This is a genomic window from Catellatospora sp. NPDC049133 (genome assembly GCF_040648455.1).
Lineage (GTDB): Bacteria > Actinomycetota > Actinomycetes > Mycobacteriales > Micromonosporaceae > Catellatospora > Catellatospora aurea.
In genome coordinates, this window is sequence record NZ_JBEZDT010000010.1 from 114,270 (window position 1) to 132,594 (window position 18,325).

Annotated in this window: 20 protein-coding genes; 12 read left to right on the forward strand and 8 right to left on the reverse strand. The window is 72.8% G+C overall.

The features are described 5' to 3' along the window. Window positions 1–216 precede the first annotated feature (216 nt). The gene (locus AB0B35_RS13660) at window positions 217–915 is read left to right on the forward strand and encodes an LppX_LprAFG lipoprotein (protein ID WP_361044689.1); all 699 of its coding nucleotides are present in this window, start codon (window positions 217–219) and stop codon (window positions 913–915) included. After that, a complete protein-coding gene (locus AB0B35_RS13665) occupies window positions 905–2,506 on the forward strand; it encodes an MFS transporter (protein WP_361044691.1) in 1,602 nt (533 codons plus the stop codon). The genes AB0B35_RS13660 and AB0B35_RS13665 overlap by 11 nt, the downstream gene beginning before the upstream one ends. A 244-nt stretch (window positions 2,507–2,750) precedes the next feature. Here AB0B35_RS13665 and AB0B35_RS13670 read toward each other — a convergent pair whose 3' ends face one another. Further along, a complete protein-coding gene (locus AB0B35_RS13670) occupies window positions 2,751–3,332 on the reverse strand; it encodes an HhH-GPD-type base excision DNA repair protein (RefSeq protein WP_361044693.1) in 582 nt (193 codons plus the stop codon). A 120-nt stretch (window positions 3,333–3,452) separates the two neighbouring features. On the opposite strand from AB0B35_RS13670, the gene AB0B35_RS13675 reads away from it, so the two are divergent. Both AB0B35_RS13675 and AB0B35_RS13680 read left to right on the forward strand, forming a co-directional pair. After that, on the forward strand, window positions 3,453–3,683 hold the full coding sequence (locus AB0B35_RS13675; RefSeq protein WP_361044695.1) for a ribbon-helix-helix domain-containing protein: 231 nt from the start codon (window positions 3,453–3,455) through the stop codon (window positions 3,681–3,683). Continuing rightward, window positions 3,670–4,017 (forward strand): type II toxin-antitoxin system PemK/MazF family toxin, encoded by a 348-nt coding sequence (locus AB0B35_RS13680; RefSeq protein ID WP_361044698.1) that lies wholly within the window; start codon window positions 3,670–3,672, stop codon window positions 4,015–4,017. The genes AB0B35_RS13675 and AB0B35_RS13680 overlap by 14 nt, the downstream gene beginning before the upstream one ends. A gap of 76 nt (window positions 4,018–4,093) precedes the next feature. Here AB0B35_RS13680 and AB0B35_RS13685 read toward each other — a convergent pair whose 3' ends face one another. Further along, window positions 4,094–4,645 carry a VanZ family protein gene (locus tag AB0B35_RS13685; RefSeq protein ID WP_361044700.1) on the reverse strand — a complete coding sequence of 184 codons (552 nt, stop codon included), beginning with the start codon at window positions 4,643–4,645 and terminating at the stop codon, window positions 4,094–4,096. Window positions 4,646–4,716: 71 nt separating this feature from the next. On the opposite strand from AB0B35_RS13685, the gene AB0B35_RS13690 reads away from it, so the two are divergent. Both AB0B35_RS13690 and dtd read left to right on the forward strand, forming a co-directional pair. Beyond that, entirely contained in the window at window positions 4,717–6,168 is a 1,452-nt protein-coding gene (locus AB0B35_RS13690; protein WP_361044950.1) for a methyltransferase, read from the forward strand. Between the two features lie 84 nt (window positions 6,169–6,252). Further along, window positions 6,253–6,675: a D-aminoacyl-tRNA deacylase gene (gene dtd, locus AB0B35_RS13695; RefSeq protein WP_361044702.1), complete on the forward strand. Its 423-nt coding sequence runs from the start codon at window positions 6,253–6,255 to the stop codon at window positions 6,673–6,675. Window positions 6,676–6,845: 170 nt separating this feature from the next. On the opposite strand, the gene AB0B35_RS13700 is transcribed toward dtd, so the two are convergent. After that, complete coding sequence (locus tag AB0B35_RS13700; protein WP_361044704.1) at window positions 6,846–7,631, reverse strand: sporulation protein; 786 nt, start codon at window positions 7,629–7,631, stop codon at window positions 6,846–6,848. Between the two features lie 113 nt (window positions 7,632–7,744). On the opposite strand from AB0B35_RS13700, the gene sigB reads away from it, so the two are divergent. The 3 genes from sigB (at window position 7,745) to AB0B35_RS13715 (ending at window position 10,752) form a co-directional block, all read left to right on the forward strand. After that, window positions 7,745–8,725, forward strand: a complete 981-nt coding sequence (gene sigB, locus AB0B35_RS13705; RefSeq protein WP_360529970.1) for an RNA polymerase sigma factor SigB — start codon at window positions 7,745–7,747, stop codon at window positions 8,723–8,725. 133 nt (window positions 8,726–8,858) lie between these two features. Further along, on the forward strand, window positions 8,859–9,347 hold the full coding sequence (locus AB0B35_RS13710; protein WP_360529973.1) for a SigE family RNA polymerase sigma factor: 489 nt from the start codon (window positions 8,859–8,861) through the stop codon (window positions 9,345–9,347). Window position 9,348: 1 nt separating this feature from the next. Further along, window positions 9,349–10,752 (forward strand): hypothetical protein, encoded by a 1,404-nt coding sequence (locus tag AB0B35_RS13715; RefSeq protein ID WP_361044706.1) that lies wholly within the window; start codon window positions 9,349–9,351, stop codon window positions 10,750–10,752. 146 nt (window positions 10,753–10,898) lie between these two features. Here the strand turns inward: AB0B35_RS13715 and AB0B35_RS13720 are convergent, their stop codons facing one another. From AB0B35_RS13720 to AB0B35_RS13730, 3 genes are read right to left on the reverse strand one after another with little or no spacing between them, the layout of a single operon-like run. Continuing rightward, window positions 10,899–13,517 carry a GNAT family N-acetyltransferase gene (locus tag AB0B35_RS13720; RefSeq protein ID WP_361044709.1) on the reverse strand — a complete coding sequence of 873 codons (2,619 nt, stop codon included), beginning with the start codon at window positions 13,515–13,517 and terminating at the stop codon, window positions 10,899–10,901. A gap of 3 nt (window positions 13,518–13,520) precedes the next feature. Beyond that, the gene (locus tag AB0B35_RS13725; RefSeq protein WP_361044712.1) at window positions 13,521–14,696 is read right to left on the reverse strand and encodes an acetoin utilization protein AcuC; all 1,176 of its coding nucleotides are present in this window, start codon (window positions 14,694–14,696) and stop codon (window positions 13,521–13,523) included. 16 nt (window positions 14,697–14,712) lie between these two features. Then, window positions 14,713–15,537, reverse strand: a complete 825-nt coding sequence (locus AB0B35_RS13730) for a sulfurtransferase (RefSeq protein ID WP_361044953.1) — start codon at window positions 15,535–15,537, stop codon at window positions 14,713–14,715. Window positions 15,538–15,627: 90 nt separating this feature from the next. On the opposite strand from AB0B35_RS13730, the gene AB0B35_RS13735 reads away from it, so the two are divergent. Continuing rightward, on the forward strand, window positions 15,628–15,870 hold the full coding sequence (locus tag AB0B35_RS13735; protein WP_361044714.1) for a hypothetical protein: 243 nt from the start codon (window positions 15,628–15,630) through the stop codon (window positions 15,868–15,870). A gap of 33 nt (window positions 15,871–15,903) precedes the next feature. Then, window positions 15,904–16,590 (forward strand): metal-dependent transcriptional regulator, encoded by a 687-nt coding sequence (locus AB0B35_RS13740; RefSeq protein WP_203698909.1) that lies wholly within the window; start codon window positions 15,904–15,906, stop codon window positions 16,588–16,590. Between the two features lie 61 nt (window positions 16,591–16,651). Here AB0B35_RS13740 and AB0B35_RS13745 read toward each other — a convergent pair whose 3' ends face one another. Next, complete coding sequence (locus tag AB0B35_RS13745; protein ID WP_361044716.1) at window positions 16,652–17,197, reverse strand: hypothetical protein; 546 nt, start codon at window positions 17,195–17,197, stop codon at window positions 16,652–16,654. 73 nt (window positions 17,198–17,270) lie between these two features. On the opposite strand from AB0B35_RS13745, the gene AB0B35_RS13750 reads away from it, so the two are divergent. After that, entirely contained in the window at window positions 17,271–17,648 is a 378-nt protein-coding gene (locus AB0B35_RS13750; RefSeq protein ID WP_361044719.1) for a VOC family protein, read from the forward strand. A 39-nt stretch (window positions 17,649–17,687) separates the two neighbouring features. Here the strand turns inward: AB0B35_RS13750 and AB0B35_RS13755 are convergent, their stop codons facing one another. Next, window positions 17,688–18,269: a hypothetical protein gene (locus tag AB0B35_RS13755; protein WP_361044721.1), complete on the reverse strand. Its 582-nt coding sequence runs from the start codon at window positions 18,267–18,269 to the stop codon at window positions 17,688–17,690. Between the last annotated feature and the right edge of the window lie 56 nt (window positions 18,270–18,325).

Below are 18,325 nucleotides of genomic sequence, written 5' to 3' on the forward strand. Positions count from 1 at the left end.
ATGAAATCGTTAGCTCACCCTCCGTGATGCTACCGAGCGCCCGATATCTTGCTCCGGATTTCAGAAGGTTCGTCCGGTCTGCTATGGACCGAAGGACGGATTCCGGTCCGGACCCCTGCGGGGGACTTCGCGAAACTGGTATAAGAAAGGCCAGGTCAACACCTGTGCAAGCGGCGTGTCGGGCCCGGCGTGGCGGCCCCCACTACCATGCGCGTTATGTCCCGCACCTCGCACGCGCTCGCCGCGCTCGCCGCACTGGCCCTCACCCTCACCGGGTGCACCTCCACAGCGGACGACAAGACCCCGCCCGCCGACCTGCCCGCCGCGCAGACCCTGCTGGCCGACGGGGCCAAGGCGATGGCCGAGGTCAAGTCGGCGCACTTCGTCATCGACGTCAACGGCAAGATCAGCGGACTGACCCTCAAGCGCGCCGAGGGCGACCTCACCCAGGCGGGCTCCGCGCAGGGCACCGCCTCCATCGAGCAGTTCGGCACCGCGATCGAGGCCCAGTTCGTGATCGTCGGCACCGACCTGTGGCTCAAGGCCGCCACCGGCGGTTTCCAGAAGCTGCCGCTGGCCGCCGCGGCCACGGTGTACGACCCGTCGGCCATCCTCGACCCCAACCGCGGCGTCGCCAAGCTGCTCACCAGCATCAAGACGGCGACCACCAAGGCCAAGGAGACGGTCGACGGCAAGGAGACCTACAAGATCCAGGTCGAGCCCGACCCGGTCGTGCTGGCCGCGCTGATCCCGGGCGTCGGCGCCGGCGTCACCGGCGACATCTGGCTGGACGCCGCCAGCAAGCAGCTGGTCAAGGGCGTGTTCACCATCCCGGCCAAGGGCAGCGACCCGGCCGGCACGGTCACCGTCACCTTCACCAAGTACAACGACCCGGTGACGATCAGTGCGCCCTGATCACGACGCCACGGGCGGCGGGGCGGTCCCCGCCGCCCCGCGGCACCGTCTTGCCGTCGGCATGGGCGCCCTCGCCGTGCTGCTCGGCGCGCTCGACGCGTACGTGCTGGTCTCGGTGCTGATCGACATCGTCAACGACCTCGGCATCCCGATCAACCACCTGGAACGGGCCACCCCGCTGGTCACCGGCTACCTGCTCGGCTACGTCGCGGCGATGCCCCTGCTGGGCAGCCTGTCCGACCGGTACGGCCGCCGGGTCCTGATCCTCGCCTGCCTCGCCGCGTTCGCGGTCGGATCCGTGGTCACCGCGACCGCGACCGACCTGGCCCCGCTGGTCGCCGGCCGGGCGCTGCAGGGCATGGCCGGCGGCGCGCTGCTGCCCGTCACCATGGCGCTGATCGCCGACCTGTTCCCGCCCGCCACCCGGCCCGCCGCCCTCGGCTGGGTCGGCGCGGCCCAGGAACTCGGCGCGGTGCTCGGCCCGCTGTTCGGCGCGGCTGTGGCGCTGTGGATCGGCTGGCGCGGCATCTTCTGGATCAACATCCCGCTGGCCGTGCTCATCGGCGTCGCCGTCTGGCTGCTGGTGCCGCCGCACCGCCCCGACCCGGACGCTCCCCCGCGTCGCGTCGACGTCGTCGGCGGGCTGCTGCTCGCCCTCGTGCTCGGCCTGTGCGTGATCGGCCTGTACAACCCCGACCCCGCGCACGCCGTGCTGCCGAACTGGGGACCCGCCGTGCTCGCCGCCGCGGGCGTCGCCCTCGTCGCGTTCGTCGTGTGGGAGTGGCGTGCCCGCACCCGCCTGCTCGACCCGGCCGGCGTCGCCATGGGACCGCTGCTGGCGACGCTGGCCGCGAGCGCGTGCGCGGGAGCCGCGCTCATGGTCACCCTGGTCGACGTGGAACTCGTCGGGCACACCCTGCTGCGGCTGGACACCCTGGACAGCACGCTGCTGCTCACCCGGTTCCTGGTCGCGCTGCCGATCGGCGCGGTGCTCGGCGGGCTGCTGCTGCGGCGGCTCAGCGAACGGGTGCTCACCGTCGTCGGCCTGGCCGGCTCCGCTGGGGCGTACCTGCTGATCGCGGGCTGGCCCGCCGACCTGCCGGCCGCCCGACACGAACTCGGCCCGCTCAGCCTGCCCCGGCTCGACACCGACCTGGTGCTCGCCGGGCTCGGCCTGGGCCTGGTCATCGCGCCGCTGTCGGCACTGGTGCTGCGTATCGTGCCCGCCGTCCAGCACGGCGTGGCCTCGGCCGCCGTCGTGGTCGCCCGGATGATGGGCATGCTGCTCGGCGTCGCCGCGCTGACCGCCTGGGGCCTGCACCGCTTCCAGGAGTTCACCGAGGACCTGCCCACGCCGCTGCCGTTCGGCATGACCGAGGACGAGTTCCGCCGCGCCCTGGCCGCCTACCAGACCGCCCTGGACGCCGCGCTGCGCGCCGAGTACCGCGAGATCTTCCTCGGCACCGCCGCGATCTGCCTGCTCGGTGCCCTGGCCGCCCTCGGCATGCGCCCCCGGCGCACCCCCACCCCGCCCGCCCCCACCTCCGACGCCGCACCCGCTCCGGAGGAACCGGCCCTCGACAAGGTGTAAGGCCGCAACCGCCCACCGCGCGTCGCGCTCCGCACGAAGGAAGGGCACCTTCTTAACGCTATGCGTTGTAGAAGGTGCCCTTCCTAACGCCCGTGGTCGGGGCGGGGTGGGAAGATCACTGTTTCTGGTCGGAAAGTGAGGTCTGACCAGAGGTTTTGACCCGAAACAGCGATCATGCAGGGGCACGACCAACCGATCCCACGATCGGCCGGACGCGCCAGGCTTGGGGGGCAGGGCGAGGCGGTCAGGACTTGGCGGCCTTGGCCTCGGCCTTCATCTGCTTCTTGAACTCGCGGACCTTGGCCAGCGAGGCCGCGTCGCGGATGTCGGCGACCGAGCGCAGCGAGCCCTCCTCGCCGTACACCCCTGCCGCCTCGCGCCACCCCTCGGGCTGCACGCCGAACTGCTTGCCCAGCAGCGCGATGAAGATCTGCGCCTTCATCTTGCCGAACCCGGGCAGCGCGGACAGCCGCTTGAACAGGTCCTTGCCGTCCTTGGCCCCGGTCCAGATCTTCGCGGCGTCCCCGTCGTACTCGTCGGCGACGGCGCGGGCGAGCTTCTGCGAGCGCTCGGCCATCGAGCCGGGGAACCGGTGGATGGCGAGCGGGGTCGCGTACAGCTCCGCGAACGCGGCCGGGTCGTAGTCCGCGATCTGCGCCGGGTCGAGCCGCTGCACGCCCATCCGTTCGGCCAGCCGGTACGGCCCCACGAACGCCTTCTCCAGCGGGATCTGCTGGTCCAGCAGCATGCCGAGTACTCGCGCAAACGGGTCACTCAGGAGGAGTTCATCCGCCGCGGCATCCTGTGCCAACCACAACTTCGCCATGGTCACAGGATCTCAGAATCCGGCACGGGCAACCCACACGGCTCGGCGTATTCGCCGCCGCCGTACCCCCGGTAGCAACACCAGTAGCATCGATCGACCCCTCCGGGTAGCATCGAATCCATGAAACTGAGCGTCAGCCTGCCGGAGGAAGACATCGAGTTCATCGATGACTACGCCGACCGCCGGGGCAGCGCTTCCCGGTCTGCGGTCCTGCACCGCGCCATCGACCTGCTGCGGGCAAGTGAACTCGAAGACGCCTACGCGGCGGCCTACGACGAGTGGGCCGCCGGCGAGGACGGCCGGCTGTGGAGCGCCACCGAAGGCGACGGGCTGGCAGATGCAGCGCGGTGACGTGTACCTGGTCAACCTCGACCCGGCCCAGGGATCTGAGTCCAACAAGGTCCGGCCTGCGGTTCTCGTGGGCAACACCGTGGCCAACCGCACCGCGGAGCGAAACGGCCGCGGTGTCGTCACGCTCGTGCCGGTGACCTCGAACACCGAACGGGTCTACCCGTTCCAGGTGCTGATCCCGGGGGGTGAGGCCGGGCTGAGCCGCGACTCGAAGGCCCAGGCGGAACAGGTCAGGTCCGTCGACTTCGTCCGCCTCCGCCAACGGCTCGGCAGCTTACGCCCCGAAACGCTGAGCAGGCTGGACGCCGCGCTCCGCGTACACCTGGATCTGTAGCGCCGGATTTGCCGGGCATCTGGCGGAAAGTCGGCGCAAGATACGCACACCTGCCCGGCAAGTCGGGTGACCTTGGTCAGGCCGGGACAGCCACCCGCGCGCGGGACCACCAGGGGCGGGTGACCAGGCCGCCGAGCAGGCAGCCGACGGCGTTGACCAGCACGTCGTCGACGCTGCACACCCGGTTGGTGACGAACAGCAGCTGGGTCACCTCGATCGCCAGCGAGCAGGCCGCCCCGAGCAGCAGCAGCCGCGCGGGTGACGCGAGCGCCGCGAAGCGCACCGGCGCGCCCGCCCCGAGCGCGAAGAACACCAGCAGGTTGCCGCCGATCTGCGCGACCACCCACGGCAGCGGCATGGTGAACTGCTGGCCCAGATCGCTCAGCGGTACGAGGTACAGCATGGTCGTGTCCGGCGGCACCTGCTGCGGCGTCATCGTCATCCACACCCAGGGCAGCGTCCCGAGCACCATCACGCCCTCGGCCAGCGACAAGCGCCAAGCGTGGGCCCGCGGCGCGCCCGCCCGCGAACGGAGCCGGACCAGACCGGCGACGACGAGCAGGGTCAGGGGCACCAGCGCCGCCGTCGTGATCAATACGGTGTGCCAGTGCGCCCATACCTGTGCCATGCGCAGCAGGTTAGTGCACACGTCCCTGCGCCGTGCGCCGCGCGTTGGTGCACGATGTCAGGGTGCAGACGCTGCTGGAGACCGCTGACATCGATCATCTGCGAACCGCGCTGACCGGCGCTGGGTTCACCGCCTCGGGCATCGCCGACCGGCTGGGGCCGCAGGCGTCGGCCGACGCGGGCCGCAGCGACTTCCGGGCCGCGCTGCGGATCACCGGTTCGGGTGATCCGCTGGACACCCTGATCCGGCTGTTCATCTGCGGGCAGACCGAGCCGGAGGCCGCCGTCGCCGCCGCGCTGGCCCCGCTGCCGGTCGCCGCGGCCCGCGCGGCCGGGCTGGTCGTGCTCGCCGACGGCGGGCTCGCGGCGGGCGTCGACCTGGAGCCGTACGGCGACTGGTGGGTCCTGTCCGACCTGCCCGCCCAGCCGGGCCGCCAGCTACCCGCCGACCACGTGCTCGGGGTGGGCGGCGCGTCCACGACGCTGGCCGGCGCGACGGTGCGCACGCCCGTCGGCACCGCCCTCGACCTCGGCACCGGCTGCGGTGTGCAGGCGCTGCACCTGAGCACACACGCGCGCGCCGTGACGGCCACCGACCTGTCGCCGCGCGCACTGCGCTTCGCCGCGACGACGGCGGCGCTCAACGGCATGAGCTGGGAGCTGCTGCAGGGCGACATGCTCGCCCCGGTCGCCGACCGCCGGTTCGACCTGGTGGTCAGCAACCCGCCGTTCGTGGTCGGGCCCGGCCTGGCCACCCACGTGTACCGCGACTCCGGCCGGGCCGGCGACGGCGTCTGCGCCGAGCTCGCCGGGGCCGCGCCGACGCTGCTCAACGAGGGCGGCACGATGCAGTTCCTGGCCAACTGGGTGCACGTGAAGGGCGAGGACTGGGAGGACCGCGTCGCGAGCTGGTTCGCGGGCACCGGCATGGACCTGTGGGCGATCCAGCGCGAGGTCAGCGACCCGCTCGACTACGTACGCCTCTGGCTGGCCGACGCGAGCGAGAAGCACGACGCGTTGCGGGCCGCGCAGTGGCTGGACTGGTTCGCCGCGCACGGCGTCGAGGCGATCGGCTTCGGCCTGGTCACGGCCCGCCACAGCGGCAAGGCCGACCCGTCGGTCGTCTGCGAGGACCTGCGCCAGCAGGTGCAGCCCCCGCTCGGCGACCGGGTCAGCGAGTGGTTCACCCGCCGCGACTGGCTCGACGCCCGCGACCGCGACCAGCTCCTCGCTGCCCGCTACCGCCGCGTCGACGGCCTCCAGCTGCGCCAGGAGGCCACCATGGGCGACGACGGCTGGATCGTCGACCGCCAGCTGCTGGCCATGCCCGAGGGCCTGCGCTGGGTCGAGGAGATCGACCCCCTCATCCTCGCCCTGGTCAGCGGCTCCAACGGCGACCTCCCCCTCCACGACCAGATAGCCCTCCTGGCCACCGCCCACGAAGCCCCCACCGAGGCCCTTGCCGACGCCCTCCTCCCCGTCCTCGACCACCTGGTCGAACGAGGCCTCCTCCTCCCCTCCTGAGGGGTTGATCATGAACTTGTGGCAAGGTTCGACGGTGTGTCGTCGGCATAACCTCATGATCGACACAACGGGAGAGGGGTGCCGGTGCGCGCGGTAGTGCAGACGGTGAGCCGGGCCAGCGTGACCGTGGACGGCGAGGTGGTCGGGGAGATCAAGGACGGGCTGCTGGTCCTGCTCGGGGTCACGCACAGCGACACCCAGGCCACCGTCGAGACGATGGCCCGCAAGGTGTACGAGGTGCGCCTGCTCGACGGCGAGCGCAGCGCCTCGGACGTCGGCGCGCCGCTGCTCGTGGTCAGCCAGTTCACGCTCTACGGCGACGCCCGCAAGGGCCGCCGCCCCACCTGGCAGGCCGCCGCCCCGGCCGAGGTGGCCGAGCCGGTGTTCACCGCGTTCGTCGAAGCGCTCCGCGCCCGCGGCGCCACCGTCGAGACGGGACGTTTCCGCACCCAGATGCTGGTGGAGTCGGTGAACGTCGGCCCGAACACCCTCATCCTCGACCTCTGACGGCAGGGACACAGGCGCGGCCAACCCAAGCGGCCGCCGCCCTGCCCCCCTCCCCGAGCCGAGCCGACTGGGACCGGCAGGGAGGCTGACCACCCCCGTGATCATGAACTTATGGCAGCGACACACCGTCGAGCCGTGCCACAAGTTCATGATCAACGCGGTGAGAGGGGCTAGAACAGGGGGCCCTTGCGGGCGGTGGATTGGGTTAGCCAGTCCTGGAGGAGGCCGCGCCAGTCGGTGTCGGCGATGGTGGCGGGGTCGACCGTGAATCGGCCGAAGATGTCGCGGTCGGCGAGCGGGCCGACCTTTCTGTCCAGTTCCATCACGACGTGCAGCTTGCGGTCGGTCGCGACGAAGGTGACCTCGAGGTTGCGCACCTGGGCGGCGTACGCAGAGCCGGGCAGGAACTCGATCTCCTGGTAGAAGGGCAGCGTCTGCGGCAGCCCGCGCAGGCGGCCCTTCTCCATGTGCGCCTTCACGAACTGGAAGCCGAGCTTGGTCAGCGCGTCGAGGATGTGCTGCTGCGCCGGCATCGGCTCGATCTCGACCGGGTCCAGGTCGGTGCGGTCGACCGCACGGGCGACCTCCAACTCGGTACGCAGACCGACGTTCATCCCGGCGATCGGCTGCCCGAAGGCGCGGGTCAGCGGCGTCTCCAGCGGCACGTCGCAGGTGATGTCGAATATCCGACGCTCCCGCGCGGCCAGCGTGAAGCCCTCCACCACCTTCTGCCGGCTGATCTCTCCCGTGGACTGGTCACCGAGCAGCCCACCCTGCACCCCGACGTCGGTGACCAGCACCAACGCGATGTACCCGATCGATACCTGGTGATCACCGCCGGTGACCTCGACGGTGCCGGTGAGCTTGCCGCCGGGCTTGGCCCGCGACACCGTCAACTCCGTCCGCACGGACGGCCCGCCGACCCCGAACATGCGCATCAGGCGCTTCACGACCACACGTCCCTCCCCTGTCCGCCCCATCGTGGCAGATTCACGAAATCGTCTCACCGCCGTCTCACGCGCCATACACCAAGCTGTCCAGTACACAAGGCGACACGGGGAGGACAGCGATGAGCGACGAGAGCATGGAAGCAGTGGCCGTACTGGACAGCACGACTGCCGATCTGGACGAGACCGATGAGCGGGGCGTCTCGACCGACCTCGTCCGCGCGTACCTCAACCTCATCGGCCGCACCAAGCTGCTGACCGCCGAGCAGGAGGTCGTGCTGGCGCGCCGGATCGAGGCCGGCCTGATGGCCGAGTACGTGATGGAGCGCGACGGCATCGAGCACGACCGCGACCTGGAGACGGTGATCCGCGAGGGCCAGGCCGCCAAGAACCACCTGCTGGAGGCGAACCTGCGCCTGGTGGTCAGCATCGCCAAGCGCTACACCGGACGCGGCATGGCGTTCCTGGACCTGATCCAGGAGGGCAACCTCGGCCTCATCCGCGCCGTCGAGAAGTTCGACTACACCAAGGGCTACAAGTTCTCCACGTACGCCACCTGGTGGATCCGCCAGGCCATCACCCGCGCCATGGCCGACCAGGCCCGCACCATCCGCATCCCGGTGCACATGGTGGAGCAGGTCAACCGCATGGTCCGGGTGCGCCGCGACCTCGCCGCCGCGCTCGGCCGCGAGCCGTCCATCGCGCAGATCGCAGTCGCCCTGGAGATCCCGGAATACCAGGTCATCGAGCTGATCTCGTACGACCGCGAGCCGGTCAGCCTGGACCAGGCCGTCGGCGAGGACGGCGAGAGCGCGCTGGGCGACTTCGTCGCCGCGGTCGACCCGCGCGGTGACGCCGCCGACGCGCTCGCCCAGGGCCAGCTGCGCGACGAGGTCGAGATCGTGCTGTCCACCCTGTCGACGCGCGAGCAGGCCGTGATCCGGCTCCGCTTCGGCCTGGACGACGGCCGCCAGCGCACCCTGGACGAGGTCGGCAAGGAGTTCGGCCTGTCCCGCGAGCGCATCCGCCAGATCGAGAAGACCACGCTGCTGAAGCTGCGCAGCGGCGAGCGCGCCGAGCGCCTCTCGGTGTACGCCGCCTGACGCTTCTGAGCACGTCAGCACACAGCCCCGGCCGGTCGGCCGGGGCTGTGCCGCGTTCGGGTCCCGCGACGGCTCAACCTTTTCGGGCTGTCGGGTGTTCGTGCGGGTGGACACACGAGGGGAGACCGGCCCGATGCCCGACGACGACTTCGAGGCGTTCGTGGAGCAGCGCTACAGCGCGCTGTTACGCACGGCGTACCTGCTGTGCGGTTCCCGCGATCGGGCGGAGGACCTGCTGCAGAGCGCGCTCGCCGCGGCGCTGCCGAAGTGGCGGCGGATGGACCACCCCGAGGCGTACCTGCGCCGGGTCATGGTGAATCAGCTGGCCAACGTCTGGCGGCGGCCGATCCGCGAGATCGTGACCGCGGTGCTGCCGGACCGGCCGGGGCACGATCCGGCGATCGAGGACCGCGACGAGCTGTGGACCGCGCTGCGCCGGCTGCCGGTGCGCATGCGGGCGGTGCTGGTGCTGCGGTACTGGGAGGACCGGTCGGAGCAGGAGACCGCGCAGATCCTGGGGGTGAGCGTGGGCACGGTGAAGAGCCACGCCTCGCGCGGCCTGGACCGGTTGCGTGAGCTGGTGCCCGCCCCGTCGATGGCCACCGCGAACGGGGAGAACTGACATGATCGACGAACTTCGCGCCACCCTGGACCGGCACGCCGACGACGTCAGGCCGCGGCCCGAGCCGTACGCCCGGGTGGTTCGGCTGCGTCGGCGACGCCGGCAGCAGCGGGTGACCGTCCTGGCCGTCGTCTTCGTGCTGCTGGTGACCACGCCGACCATCTGGCTGCTGACCCCGCCGGGGGACGGACCGCACCAGCCCGCCGCGTCGGTGCCGGCCGCGCTGCTGCCCCTGCTCCGCTCGCCCACCCGCGGCAGCCTCGCCGGTGACGCGGCGTTCCTGGACGTGATGCGGCGGCGCACCGCGGCCGAGGTCGGCTCGGTGCGGGGCAACCCGGGCGACGGGCCGTACATGCCCACCGACCCCGATCGCATCAAGGTGCTGTTCGCCGGGGACATCGGCTCGCGGCGCTACGTGCTCACCGCGGGCATGGACGGGTGGCCGCTCAAGGCGGCGTTCCTCGGTGACCTTGGTGAGGGGCCGGAGGAGCTGTACCAGACCGGCTCCGGATCGCTGGAGGCCGCCGAGGAGACCAACTTCGGCACGGGCGACGGGGTGCACCCGGAGGAGAGCTTCCTGCTGCTCGGACCGGTCGGAGCGGTGTACGAGGAGGGACAGGCGCAGTGGTCGTCCACCGGCGTGACCCGGACCTGGCACCCGGTCGACGCCCCGGACGGGTACTACTCCGTTGTGGAGGTCACCCGGAGCCAGCGGCTGCGGGTGCGGCTCGGGGACACGGTGCTGCGCGAGGTCCAGACCTACCCTGCCGATACGGACGCGGTGGTGGGACTCGACCCGAAGCCGTACGGCGGGCGGGGCACGCCCTTCCCCGACGTGGCGGAACAGGTCGGTAGTTCGCTGCTCAGGCAGACCCAGCTCACGGGCACCGGCGCGACGCTGCGGGTGCTGTGGGGTTCGCAGGTGCCCGCGCCCGGCGCGGCGGGCGGGACGGGGCGCGCGGTCACCGTCCAGGTGGTGACGGCTGACGGGGGTGGGCCGTACTTCACCGGGATCGCCGACGCGGACGGCAACTGGCGGGACCACCCGACCGGTTCCGGCTTCGCCCCCGGGCCGGAACAGGCGCTGATCGTGATGCGCCTGCCCAGTTACGCGGCCGAGGACAACCAGCGGCTGCAGATCATCGCGCCGCCGTCGGCGGTCCGGGCGGAGCTGGTGCGGGACGGGCAGGTCGACGAGGTCCCGCTGACCAAGGGGGCCGGGTCGTGGACCGAGGCGGGCAGGGTGACGGCGACCGTGCGGGCGTACGACGCCGCGGGCAACCTGCTGGCGACGGCCGAGTTCACCGACCTGCTGCCCCCGCGGTGCGACCGCCTCGACCCGCCGACCTGCCAGGCACCCGATCCCGCGCCGTCCACTCCGGCTGCGGTCGGACCGACGGCCTGACCCGTCCGGACCGGCGCCGCACGGGGAGCGCCGGCCCGGACGGATCCGGCGACATCGCCGCGGGCCCGCAGCAGCCCTGCTCAGCGGGCGGCAGAGGTTGGGAAGGGCACCTTCCACTACGTATGCCGATGTGAAGGTGCCCTTCCTTATCGCAGTTGGCGGGGGCCGGTGTCGGGGCGGGGGGTGGAGGTGGCGAGTTCGCCCAGGGCGTGCAGGACGGAGACGCCGGTGGGGTGGACCAGGATCGGGTTGAAGACGAGGTGGCGCAGGCGGGCCGTGTCGGCGGCGAGCTGTCCGATGCGGACCAGCAGCGCGGCCAGGGCGTCGGCGTCGGCGGCGGCGAGCAGCGGGGCGGCCTTCGGTGCGCGGACCAGGGCGGCGGCGTCGGTGTCGGTGAGCGGGGCGGCGCGCCAGGCGCGGTCGCCGACGAGTTCGGTGACCGGGCCGGCCAGGCCGAAGCCGACGACCGGGCCGAACGCCGGGTCGTCGACGACCTCGACCACGCAGGCGATCCCGGGCGCGACCATCGGCTGCACCAGCACCTCGACTTCCGCGCCGAACAGCTGCTCCAGGTCGGTGTAGGCGCGGCGGGCCTCGTCCGGGCCGCCCAGGTTGAGTCGTACCGCGCCGAGGTCGATGCGGTTGGGCCGGTCGGCCACCTTCAGCGCCACCGGGGCCCGGTAACCGGACGCGGCGGCGGCGACCTGCTCGGCGCCTGCCACGCGGGTGCTCGGCACGACGGGGATGCCGTACGAGTCCAGCAGGGTGTCCAGGTCGGGCGCGGCCGGGTCGGCCCCGGGCGGCGCGGGCGGCAGCGTGCCCGCGGGCGCGCGCAGCCACGCGGCGCGGCGGGTCACCTGCGCGAGCGCCCGCACCGCCTCCTCGATCGAGCGGTAGGACGGCACCTGCGCCGGCCCGCGCCCGGCGAGGAAACTCGCCAGCACCGGCTTGTCCGCGTCGCGCACGGCGTCGGCCAGCGCGTCGGCGTACGGGCCCAGCAGCGCCGTCTCCGCGCTCTGGTCGGCGGCGAGCGGGCCGGTCGGCAGCGGCGGCGCGACCACCACGACCACGGCGTCGGTGTCGTCGCTGTGCAGGGCGGCGTGCACCGCGGCGGCGAACTCGTCCGGCTTGGCGGCCGGGCCGACCGCGCCGGCCCGGCCGACGCGCAGCCCGGCGGCCCGGATCTCGGCCGAGGCCAGCGCCGACAGCGCGAACGCGTTGCTGACCACGCCGATCCGGTCGCCGGCCGGCAGCGGCTGGGCCGCCAGCAGGGTCGCCACGTCGAACAACTCGCCGACGGTGCCGACCTCGATCACGCCGGAGTGCGCCCGCAGCGCCTGCATCGCGGCCTCGTCCAGGGTGGACCCGCCGTGACCGGTGTGCCCGGCGAGCATCACGATCGGCTTGTGCCGCCCGGTGGTGCGGGCGATCCGGGCGAACTTGCGCGGGTTGCCGAACGACTCCAGGTACATCGCGACGACGTCGGTGTGCGGGTCCTCGGCCCAGAACTGCAGCAGGTCGTTGCCGGACACGTCGGCGCGGCGGCCCGCGCTGACGAAACCGCTCACGCCCAGCCCGCGCCGCTCGGCCTCGGCCAGCAGCAGCAGGCCCAGCGTGCCGGAGTGGCAGAACAGGCTCACCCGGCCAGGACCCGGCAGCCGGGGCACCAGCGTGGCGTTGAGGCTCACCGCGTGGTCGGCGATGCCGAGACTGCCCGGCCCGATCACCCGCATGCCCGCGACCCGCGCGGCCCGCACCAGGTCACGGCGCTGCGCCGGGTCCAGCTCGGTGAGCACGAGCAGCCCGTGCACCCCGGCCGCGGCGGCGTCGGCCAGCACGTCGGGCAGCGCGGCGGGCGGCGTCGCCACGACAGCCAGATCGATGCCGGGACCGCTTGGCGTCTGTCCCCCACGTCCCAGGCCGGATCCCGGCTCCCCAGGGCGGGGCGAGCCGCTGATCGCCGTAGGCTGCCGCGGATCGGGCCCACCCGTCGCGGCCGCCGCCCGTGAGCCGTCGGCGGGCGGCGCGGACGGAGTCTGCGGGCTCAGCTCCGCGAGCGAGCGCAGCGGGCCGTCCGGGTGCACGTGGTGCACCGGACCGGCGAACCCGCTCCCGCGCAGGTGGGCCAGCACCGCCGCGCCGACGCCGTGCCCCGACGCGCTCGCCCCGTAGACGGCCACGGCGCGCGGGCGCAGCAGGCGGGCCACCGAGCGGGCCTCGGTGCGCTGCTCGCGGTCGGCCTGCACGGCGCGGGAGCGTTCGGTGGGCGCGACCGGGAAGGTCAGCGTCACCACGCCGTCGGCGTAACGCCGGGTCACCTCATACCCGGCGTCGGTGAACACGCGCAGCATGGCGCCGTTCTCGGGGAGCACCTCGGCGACGAACCGGGTGATGCCCGCCTCGGCCGCCGCGGCGGCCAGATGCTCCAGCAGCACCGAGCCGACACCCCGGCCCTGGTAGGCGTCCTCGACCACGAACGCGACCTCGGCGTCGACGGCCTGCTCGCCGAGCCGCTCGTAACGGCCCACCGCGACCAGCCGCTCGCCCGCGGCGACCACGAACGCCTCCCGGTCGACGTGGTCGACGTTGACGAAGCGGTGCAGGTCCCGGGCCGGAATCCGGGGGTACGGCGAGAAGTAGCGCAGGTAGCGGGTGCGCTCGGAGAAGCGCGAGTGCATCGCCACCACCGCGTCGCCGTCCTCCGGCGTGATCTGCCGCAGGTGGACCGTGGTGCCGTCGGACAGCAGCACATCCGCGCCGGTCACGGCTCAGTCCCGGGGGTCGTGCGGGTCGAGCCCGTGCAGCGGGAAGACCGCCTTGCGCGCCGCCATGATCGCTCGGTCGAGCTGGTCGCCCTCGGCCTCGGGCTGCCACGGGGTGAACGTGGTGTCGCCGCCGTCGGTGAGCGTGCTCGGCACCGCCCGCCCCGGCACCCGGCGCGCGGCGAACTCCCGCCACGACTCCGGCAGCGCGGTGGCCGGGTCCAGCGGCTCGCCGGTGACCATCGCCAGCAGGTGAGTCCAGGCCCGCGGCACCACCTCGACCAGGGCGTATCCGCCGCCGCCGGTGGCCACCAGCCGCCCCTCGCACACCTCGTCGGCGAGCGCGCGCACGGCCAGTTGCGCCGCCCGCTGCCCGTCGACGGTCAGCCGCAGGTTCGCCAGCGGGTCGAGCCGGTGCGTGTCCGCTCCCGCCTGCAGCACGATCAGCTGCGGCCGGAAGGCTCGCACCACCGACGGCACCACGGCGTGGAACGCGCGCAGCCAGCCCCGGTCGCCGGTGCCCGGCGGCAGCGGCACGTTCACCGCGGTGCCCTCGGCCTGCGGGCCGCCGGTCTCCTCGACATAACCGGTGCCGGGGAACAGGGTCAGCGGGCCCTCGTGCAGGCTCACCGTGAGCACGCGCGGGTCGTCGTAGAAGATCTCCTGCACGCCGTCGCCGTGGTGCACGTCGACGTCGACGTACGCGATCCGCTCCGCGCCCTGGGCGAGCAGGTCGGCGATGGCGACGGCGGGGTCGTCATACACGCAGAACCCGGCCGCGCGGGCGGGCATCGCGTGGTGCAGGCCGCCCGCCACGTTGACCGCGCGCCGGGCATGACCCGACCACACGGCCCGCGCCGCGGCCAGGGTCGCGCCGCAGACCAGCGCCGACGACTCGTGCATGTGGTCGAAGACGGGGTTGTCCGGGGTGTTGAGGCCGTACCCGCGGAAGAACGGGTCGTCCGGGGCGGCCCGGACCGCGTCCAGATAGTCCCGGCGGTGCACGCGCAGCAGCTCGGCCTCGGTGGCCGGCTCCGGTGCGACCAGTTCCACCCCGGGCCGATCGAGCACACCCAGCTCCCGGGCGAGCGCCATGGTCAGCTCGACGCGCACCGGGTTCAGCGGATGGTCGCCCAGGTTGTAGCCCAGCAGCGCGTCACTCCACACCACGGTCGCCGTCATGACCTGACCTCGCCCCTCATCCGCGGCCGATCGGCCGGGACGGGTCGGTGATCCAGTGGCTCCAGGAGCCGACGTACAGCGCGACGTCGGTGCGGCCCGCGGCGTGCAGGGCGAGCACGGTGTGCGCGGCGGTCACCCCGGAGCCGCAGTATGCCCCGACCGGCGCGTCGCCCAGGTCGGCGAACACCTCGGGCAGGTCGGCGCGCAGCGTGCCGTCGGCGTTGACCAGTTCGCCGTAGGGCAGGTTGCGGGCGCCCGGCACGTGCCCGGCGACCGCGTCGATCGGCTCGGTCTCGCCCCGGAAGCGCGGCGCGACCCGCGCGTCCAGCAGCACCCCGTCGGCGGCGAGCGCCCCGGCAGCGGCCGCATCGAGCACCGGCATGCCACCGGGCACCACGGTCACGTCCCCCCGGACGACGTCGGCCGGCTTGTCGGTCACCTCGCCGCCCGCGGCGGACCAGGCGGCGAAGCCGCCGTCGAGCACCCGTACGTCGGCGTGCCCGGCCCAGCGCAGCGTCCACCAGGCCCGCGCCGCGGCCATGCCGTCACCGGCGTCGTAGACCACGACGGGCCGGCCCTCGCGTACGCCCGCGGCGCGCAATGCGCCTTCCAGCGCCTCGGGGTGCGGCAGCGGGTGGCGGCCCCCCGGCCCGGGCGGCCCGCACAGGTCGCGGTCCAGGTCGACGAAGACGGCTCCGGGCAGGTGACCGGCGTCGTAGTCGTCGCGGCCGGGCGGGCCGGACAGCCGCCACCGCACATCCAGCACGGTCGTGGGCTGCTCCGAACGGAGCCGGTCGGCCAGCTCCGCCACAGTGATCAGTGGTGTACGCACATGAGCCAGTCAACACCATGGGCGTGCTGTGTCGTAGCGCACTGTCCCACCCTGCTGCGAGACTTCCCGCCGAGTGATTCCCGGCCGGTTCCGTCGGAGATGGACGAGGCACTCGCGACAACGACGGCGGTCGGTGCGACACTGCTGAAACCCGCCCAGAAGGTGGAGTGGGGCGGCTATTCGGGCTACTTCGCCGATCCGGACGCACCTGCCGGAGAGGTGGCATACGACCCGTTCCGGCCGCTCGACGAGCCAGGCGTGCGCGAACCGTCAAGAGCGGCGCGGCCGCAGGTTGATCAACCGATAGACGCCGACGGGTGTCGCTGCGGTGACACGCAATAGAATCGCAGCCAGCGACTTGGAGAGGACCCGTTCATGTCCGACCTCATTGACACCACCGAGATGTACCTGCGCACCATCCTCGAGCTCGAGGAGGAGGGCGTGCCGCCGCTGCGCGCCCGCATCGCCGAGCGCCTGCACCAGAGCGGCCCGACGGTCAGCCAGACCGTGGCCCGCATGGAGCGCGACGGGCTGCTGACCGTCGTGGAGACCGACCGCCACCTGCAGCTGTCCGAGGCCGGGCGGGCGCACGCGGTCGCCGTCATGCGCAAGCACCGCCTCGCCGAGCTGCTCCTGGTCAACGTGATCGGCATGCCCTACGAGGAGGCCCACGAGGAGGCCTGCCGCTGGGAGCACGTGATGAGCGACGCCGTGGAGAAGCGGGTCTACGACCTGCTCAACCGGCCGACCCGCTCGCCGTACGGCAACCCCATCCCGGGCCTGGACGCCCTGGACATCAAGCCCCGCGACACCGAGGGCGGCGACACCCCCGAGCGCAACCTGGCCTTCCCCGGGCTCACCGGCCAGGTCGTGGTGCGCCGGATCTGCGAGAGCGTGCAGACCGACTCCGAGGTGCTGCGCCAGCTGCACGCCGCCGGCGTCGACCCGGGCGCGACGGTCACCGTCGCCCAGGAGCGCGACGGCGTCTCCATCGACCACGGCGGCGAGCCCGTCCGCCTGCCCCGCGAAGTCGCCTCCCGCGTCTTCGTCACCAGCCGCTGACAGTGAAACAGGCTCCACCTGCCGTTCGAGACGGCGGGTGGAGCCTGTTTTCGTATACGTCTCAGACGCCCGCGCGGTCGATGTCCTTCGCGAGTTCGACGACGGCGGGCAGCAGGGCCGCGGCGTCGCCGCCCTCGGGCAGGGTCACCTTGAGCACCAGCAGCCGGGCGTTGCCCGCGAGCCAGCCCACCTCCGCGTACGGGCCGCGGCCCTTGGCGGCTGGTTTGAGCTGCGAGTAGGCGACCTTGCCGAGCGCCGACACGGCCTTCGCGCCGTCGGGCAGCATCGCGTCCTTGAACACGGCGACGTCGGCCTTGGTCGGGCTCACCGACAGACTCAGCTCCGGCAGCGCCGCCTCGGTCGGCCGGGCCACGCACGAGTTGGTCTTCTGGTGGTTGGCCGCGCCGGCGATCGCCATCCGCACGCCGAGCCGCTGCTCGATGCGGGCGGAGTCCAGCAGCAGGCATGCGCCGGTCGGCGTGGGCGGGCTGGGCGACACCACCCGGGGCGCCTGCTCCGCGGGCGGCTCGTGCGCCGACGCCCCGGCGCCGGAGCAGCCCGCCAGCAGCGTTCCGCTCGCCATCAGCGCCATCACCGTCGTCCGCACCGGACCAAACTAGCCGCTGCCGGGGTACGCCGAAAGTCCGCTCACGTTCGGGTGGCGTGCCTAGCCTGGTGCCATGACGGGAAAAGTGGTGCATTTCGAGCTTCCGGCCGACGACATCGAGCGGGCCCGCGCGTTCTACACCGACGCCTTCGGCTGGCAGCTCGACGCCATGCCGGAGTTCGACTACATCTGGGTGCGCACCGTGGCCACGGACGACCGGGGCAACCCGGCCGAGCCGGGCGCGATCAACGGCGGCATGACCCGGCGCGAGGCTCCGGTGACCGGCCCGGTCATCACGATCGAGGTCGAGGACGTCGACACCGCGCTCGCCAAGATCGTCTCGTGCGGCGGCCGGGTGCTCCAGGAGCGACAGGCCGTGGGCACGATGGGCTTCACCGCGTACATCGCCGACACCGAGGGCAACACCGTCGGGCTTTGGCAGAACGCGTGACGGGGACGGGACCGGCCCGCCCCCGTCGGCGCGAACCGGTCAGCCCACCTGCTCGATCTGGCCGCGGACCTCGATGAACTCGGCCTTGACCTCGTTCACGGTCTTGAAGTACCAGACCACCATGCCCAGGCTGCCCTTGTCGGCCCAGGCGCAGACCACCAGCGGCACCGCCTCGGTCTTGGCGCTGCCGCACTTCGCCTCGCCGCCCAGCGGGCCCGCGTCGACCGGGACGATGCCGGTGGCGACCACGCCCGACGTGCCCATGCCGGCGAACGCGGCGTCGACCTCCTGGCCGGGGTCGGTGATGCGCGCCGACGCCGCGAAGATCATCACCAGGTCCCGCTTGGCCTGGTCGCCGTAGAAGGCCGCCACCGCGCCCGTCGCCGACGGCAGCGTGGCCTCGAAGCTGCTCTTCATGGTGTCGGTCACCGTTTCGAGCTGCGGATCGGTCGACTTCGGCCGTCCCGCGAGCGTCGCGGGCGCGACCACGGTGATCTCCTTGGCCGCGACCTGCGCGCTGGCCGAGGCGATCGCGCCGTCGATCTCCTGCTCGATCTGGTCGGCGGTGTCCTTCACCAGGTACCAGACGCCGACGCCGCCGCCGCAGCAGAGCAGAAGCACGCCGAGCGTGATGCCGATCCACAGGCCCGCTCGTGACTTCTTCGGGGCCGGCGGCA

Excerpts from the sequence above, each read along its gene's own strand:
- AB0B35_RS13750 (WP_361044719.1), top strand. The coding sequence starts at position 17,271 with ATGACGGGAAAAGTGGTGCATTTCGAGCTTCCGGCCGACGACATCGAG.
- AB0B35_RS13715 (WP_361044706.1), top strand. The coding sequence starts at position 9,349 with ATGATCGACGAACTTCGCGCCACCCTGGACCGGCACGCCGACGACGTC.
- AB0B35_RS13735 (WP_361044714.1), top strand. The coding sequence starts at position 15,628 with ATGGACGAGGCACTCGCGACAACGACGGCGGTCGGTGCGACACTGCTG.
- AB0B35_RS13740 (WP_203698909.1), top strand. The coding sequence starts at position 15,904 with ATGTCCGACCTCATTGACACCACCGAGATGTACCTGCGCACCATCCTC.
- AB0B35_RS13680 (WP_361044698.1), top strand. The coding sequence starts at position 3,670 with ATGCAGCGCGGTGACGTGTACCTGGTCAACCTCGACCCGGCCCAGGGA.
- sigB (WP_360529970.1), top strand. The coding sequence starts at position 7,745 with ATGAGCGACGAGAGCATGGAAGCAGTGGCCGTACTGGACAGCACGACT.
- AB0B35_RS13675 (WP_361044695.1), top strand. The coding sequence starts at position 3,453 with ATGAAACTGAGCGTCAGCCTGCCGGAGGAAGACATCGAGTTCATCGAT.
- AB0B35_RS13685 (WP_361044700.1), bottom strand. The coding sequence starts at position 4,645 with ATGGCACAGGTATGGGCGCACTGGCACACCGTATTGATCACGACGGCG.
- AB0B35_RS13725 (WP_361044712.1), bottom strand. The coding sequence starts at position 14,696 with ATGACGGCGACCGTGGTGTGGAGTGACGCGCTGCTGGGCTACAACCTG.
- AB0B35_RS13670 (WP_361044693.1), bottom strand. The coding sequence starts at position 3,332 with ATGGCGAAGTTGTGGTTGGCACAGGATGCCGCGGCGGATGAACTCCTC.
- AB0B35_RS13660 (WP_361044689.1), top strand. The coding sequence starts at position 217 with ATGTCCCGCACCTCGCACGCGCTCGCCGCGCTCGCCGCACTGGCCCTC.
- AB0B35_RS13710 (WP_360529973.1), top strand. The coding sequence starts at position 8,859 with ATGCCCGACGACGACTTCGAGGCGTTCGTGGAGCAGCGCTACAGCGCG.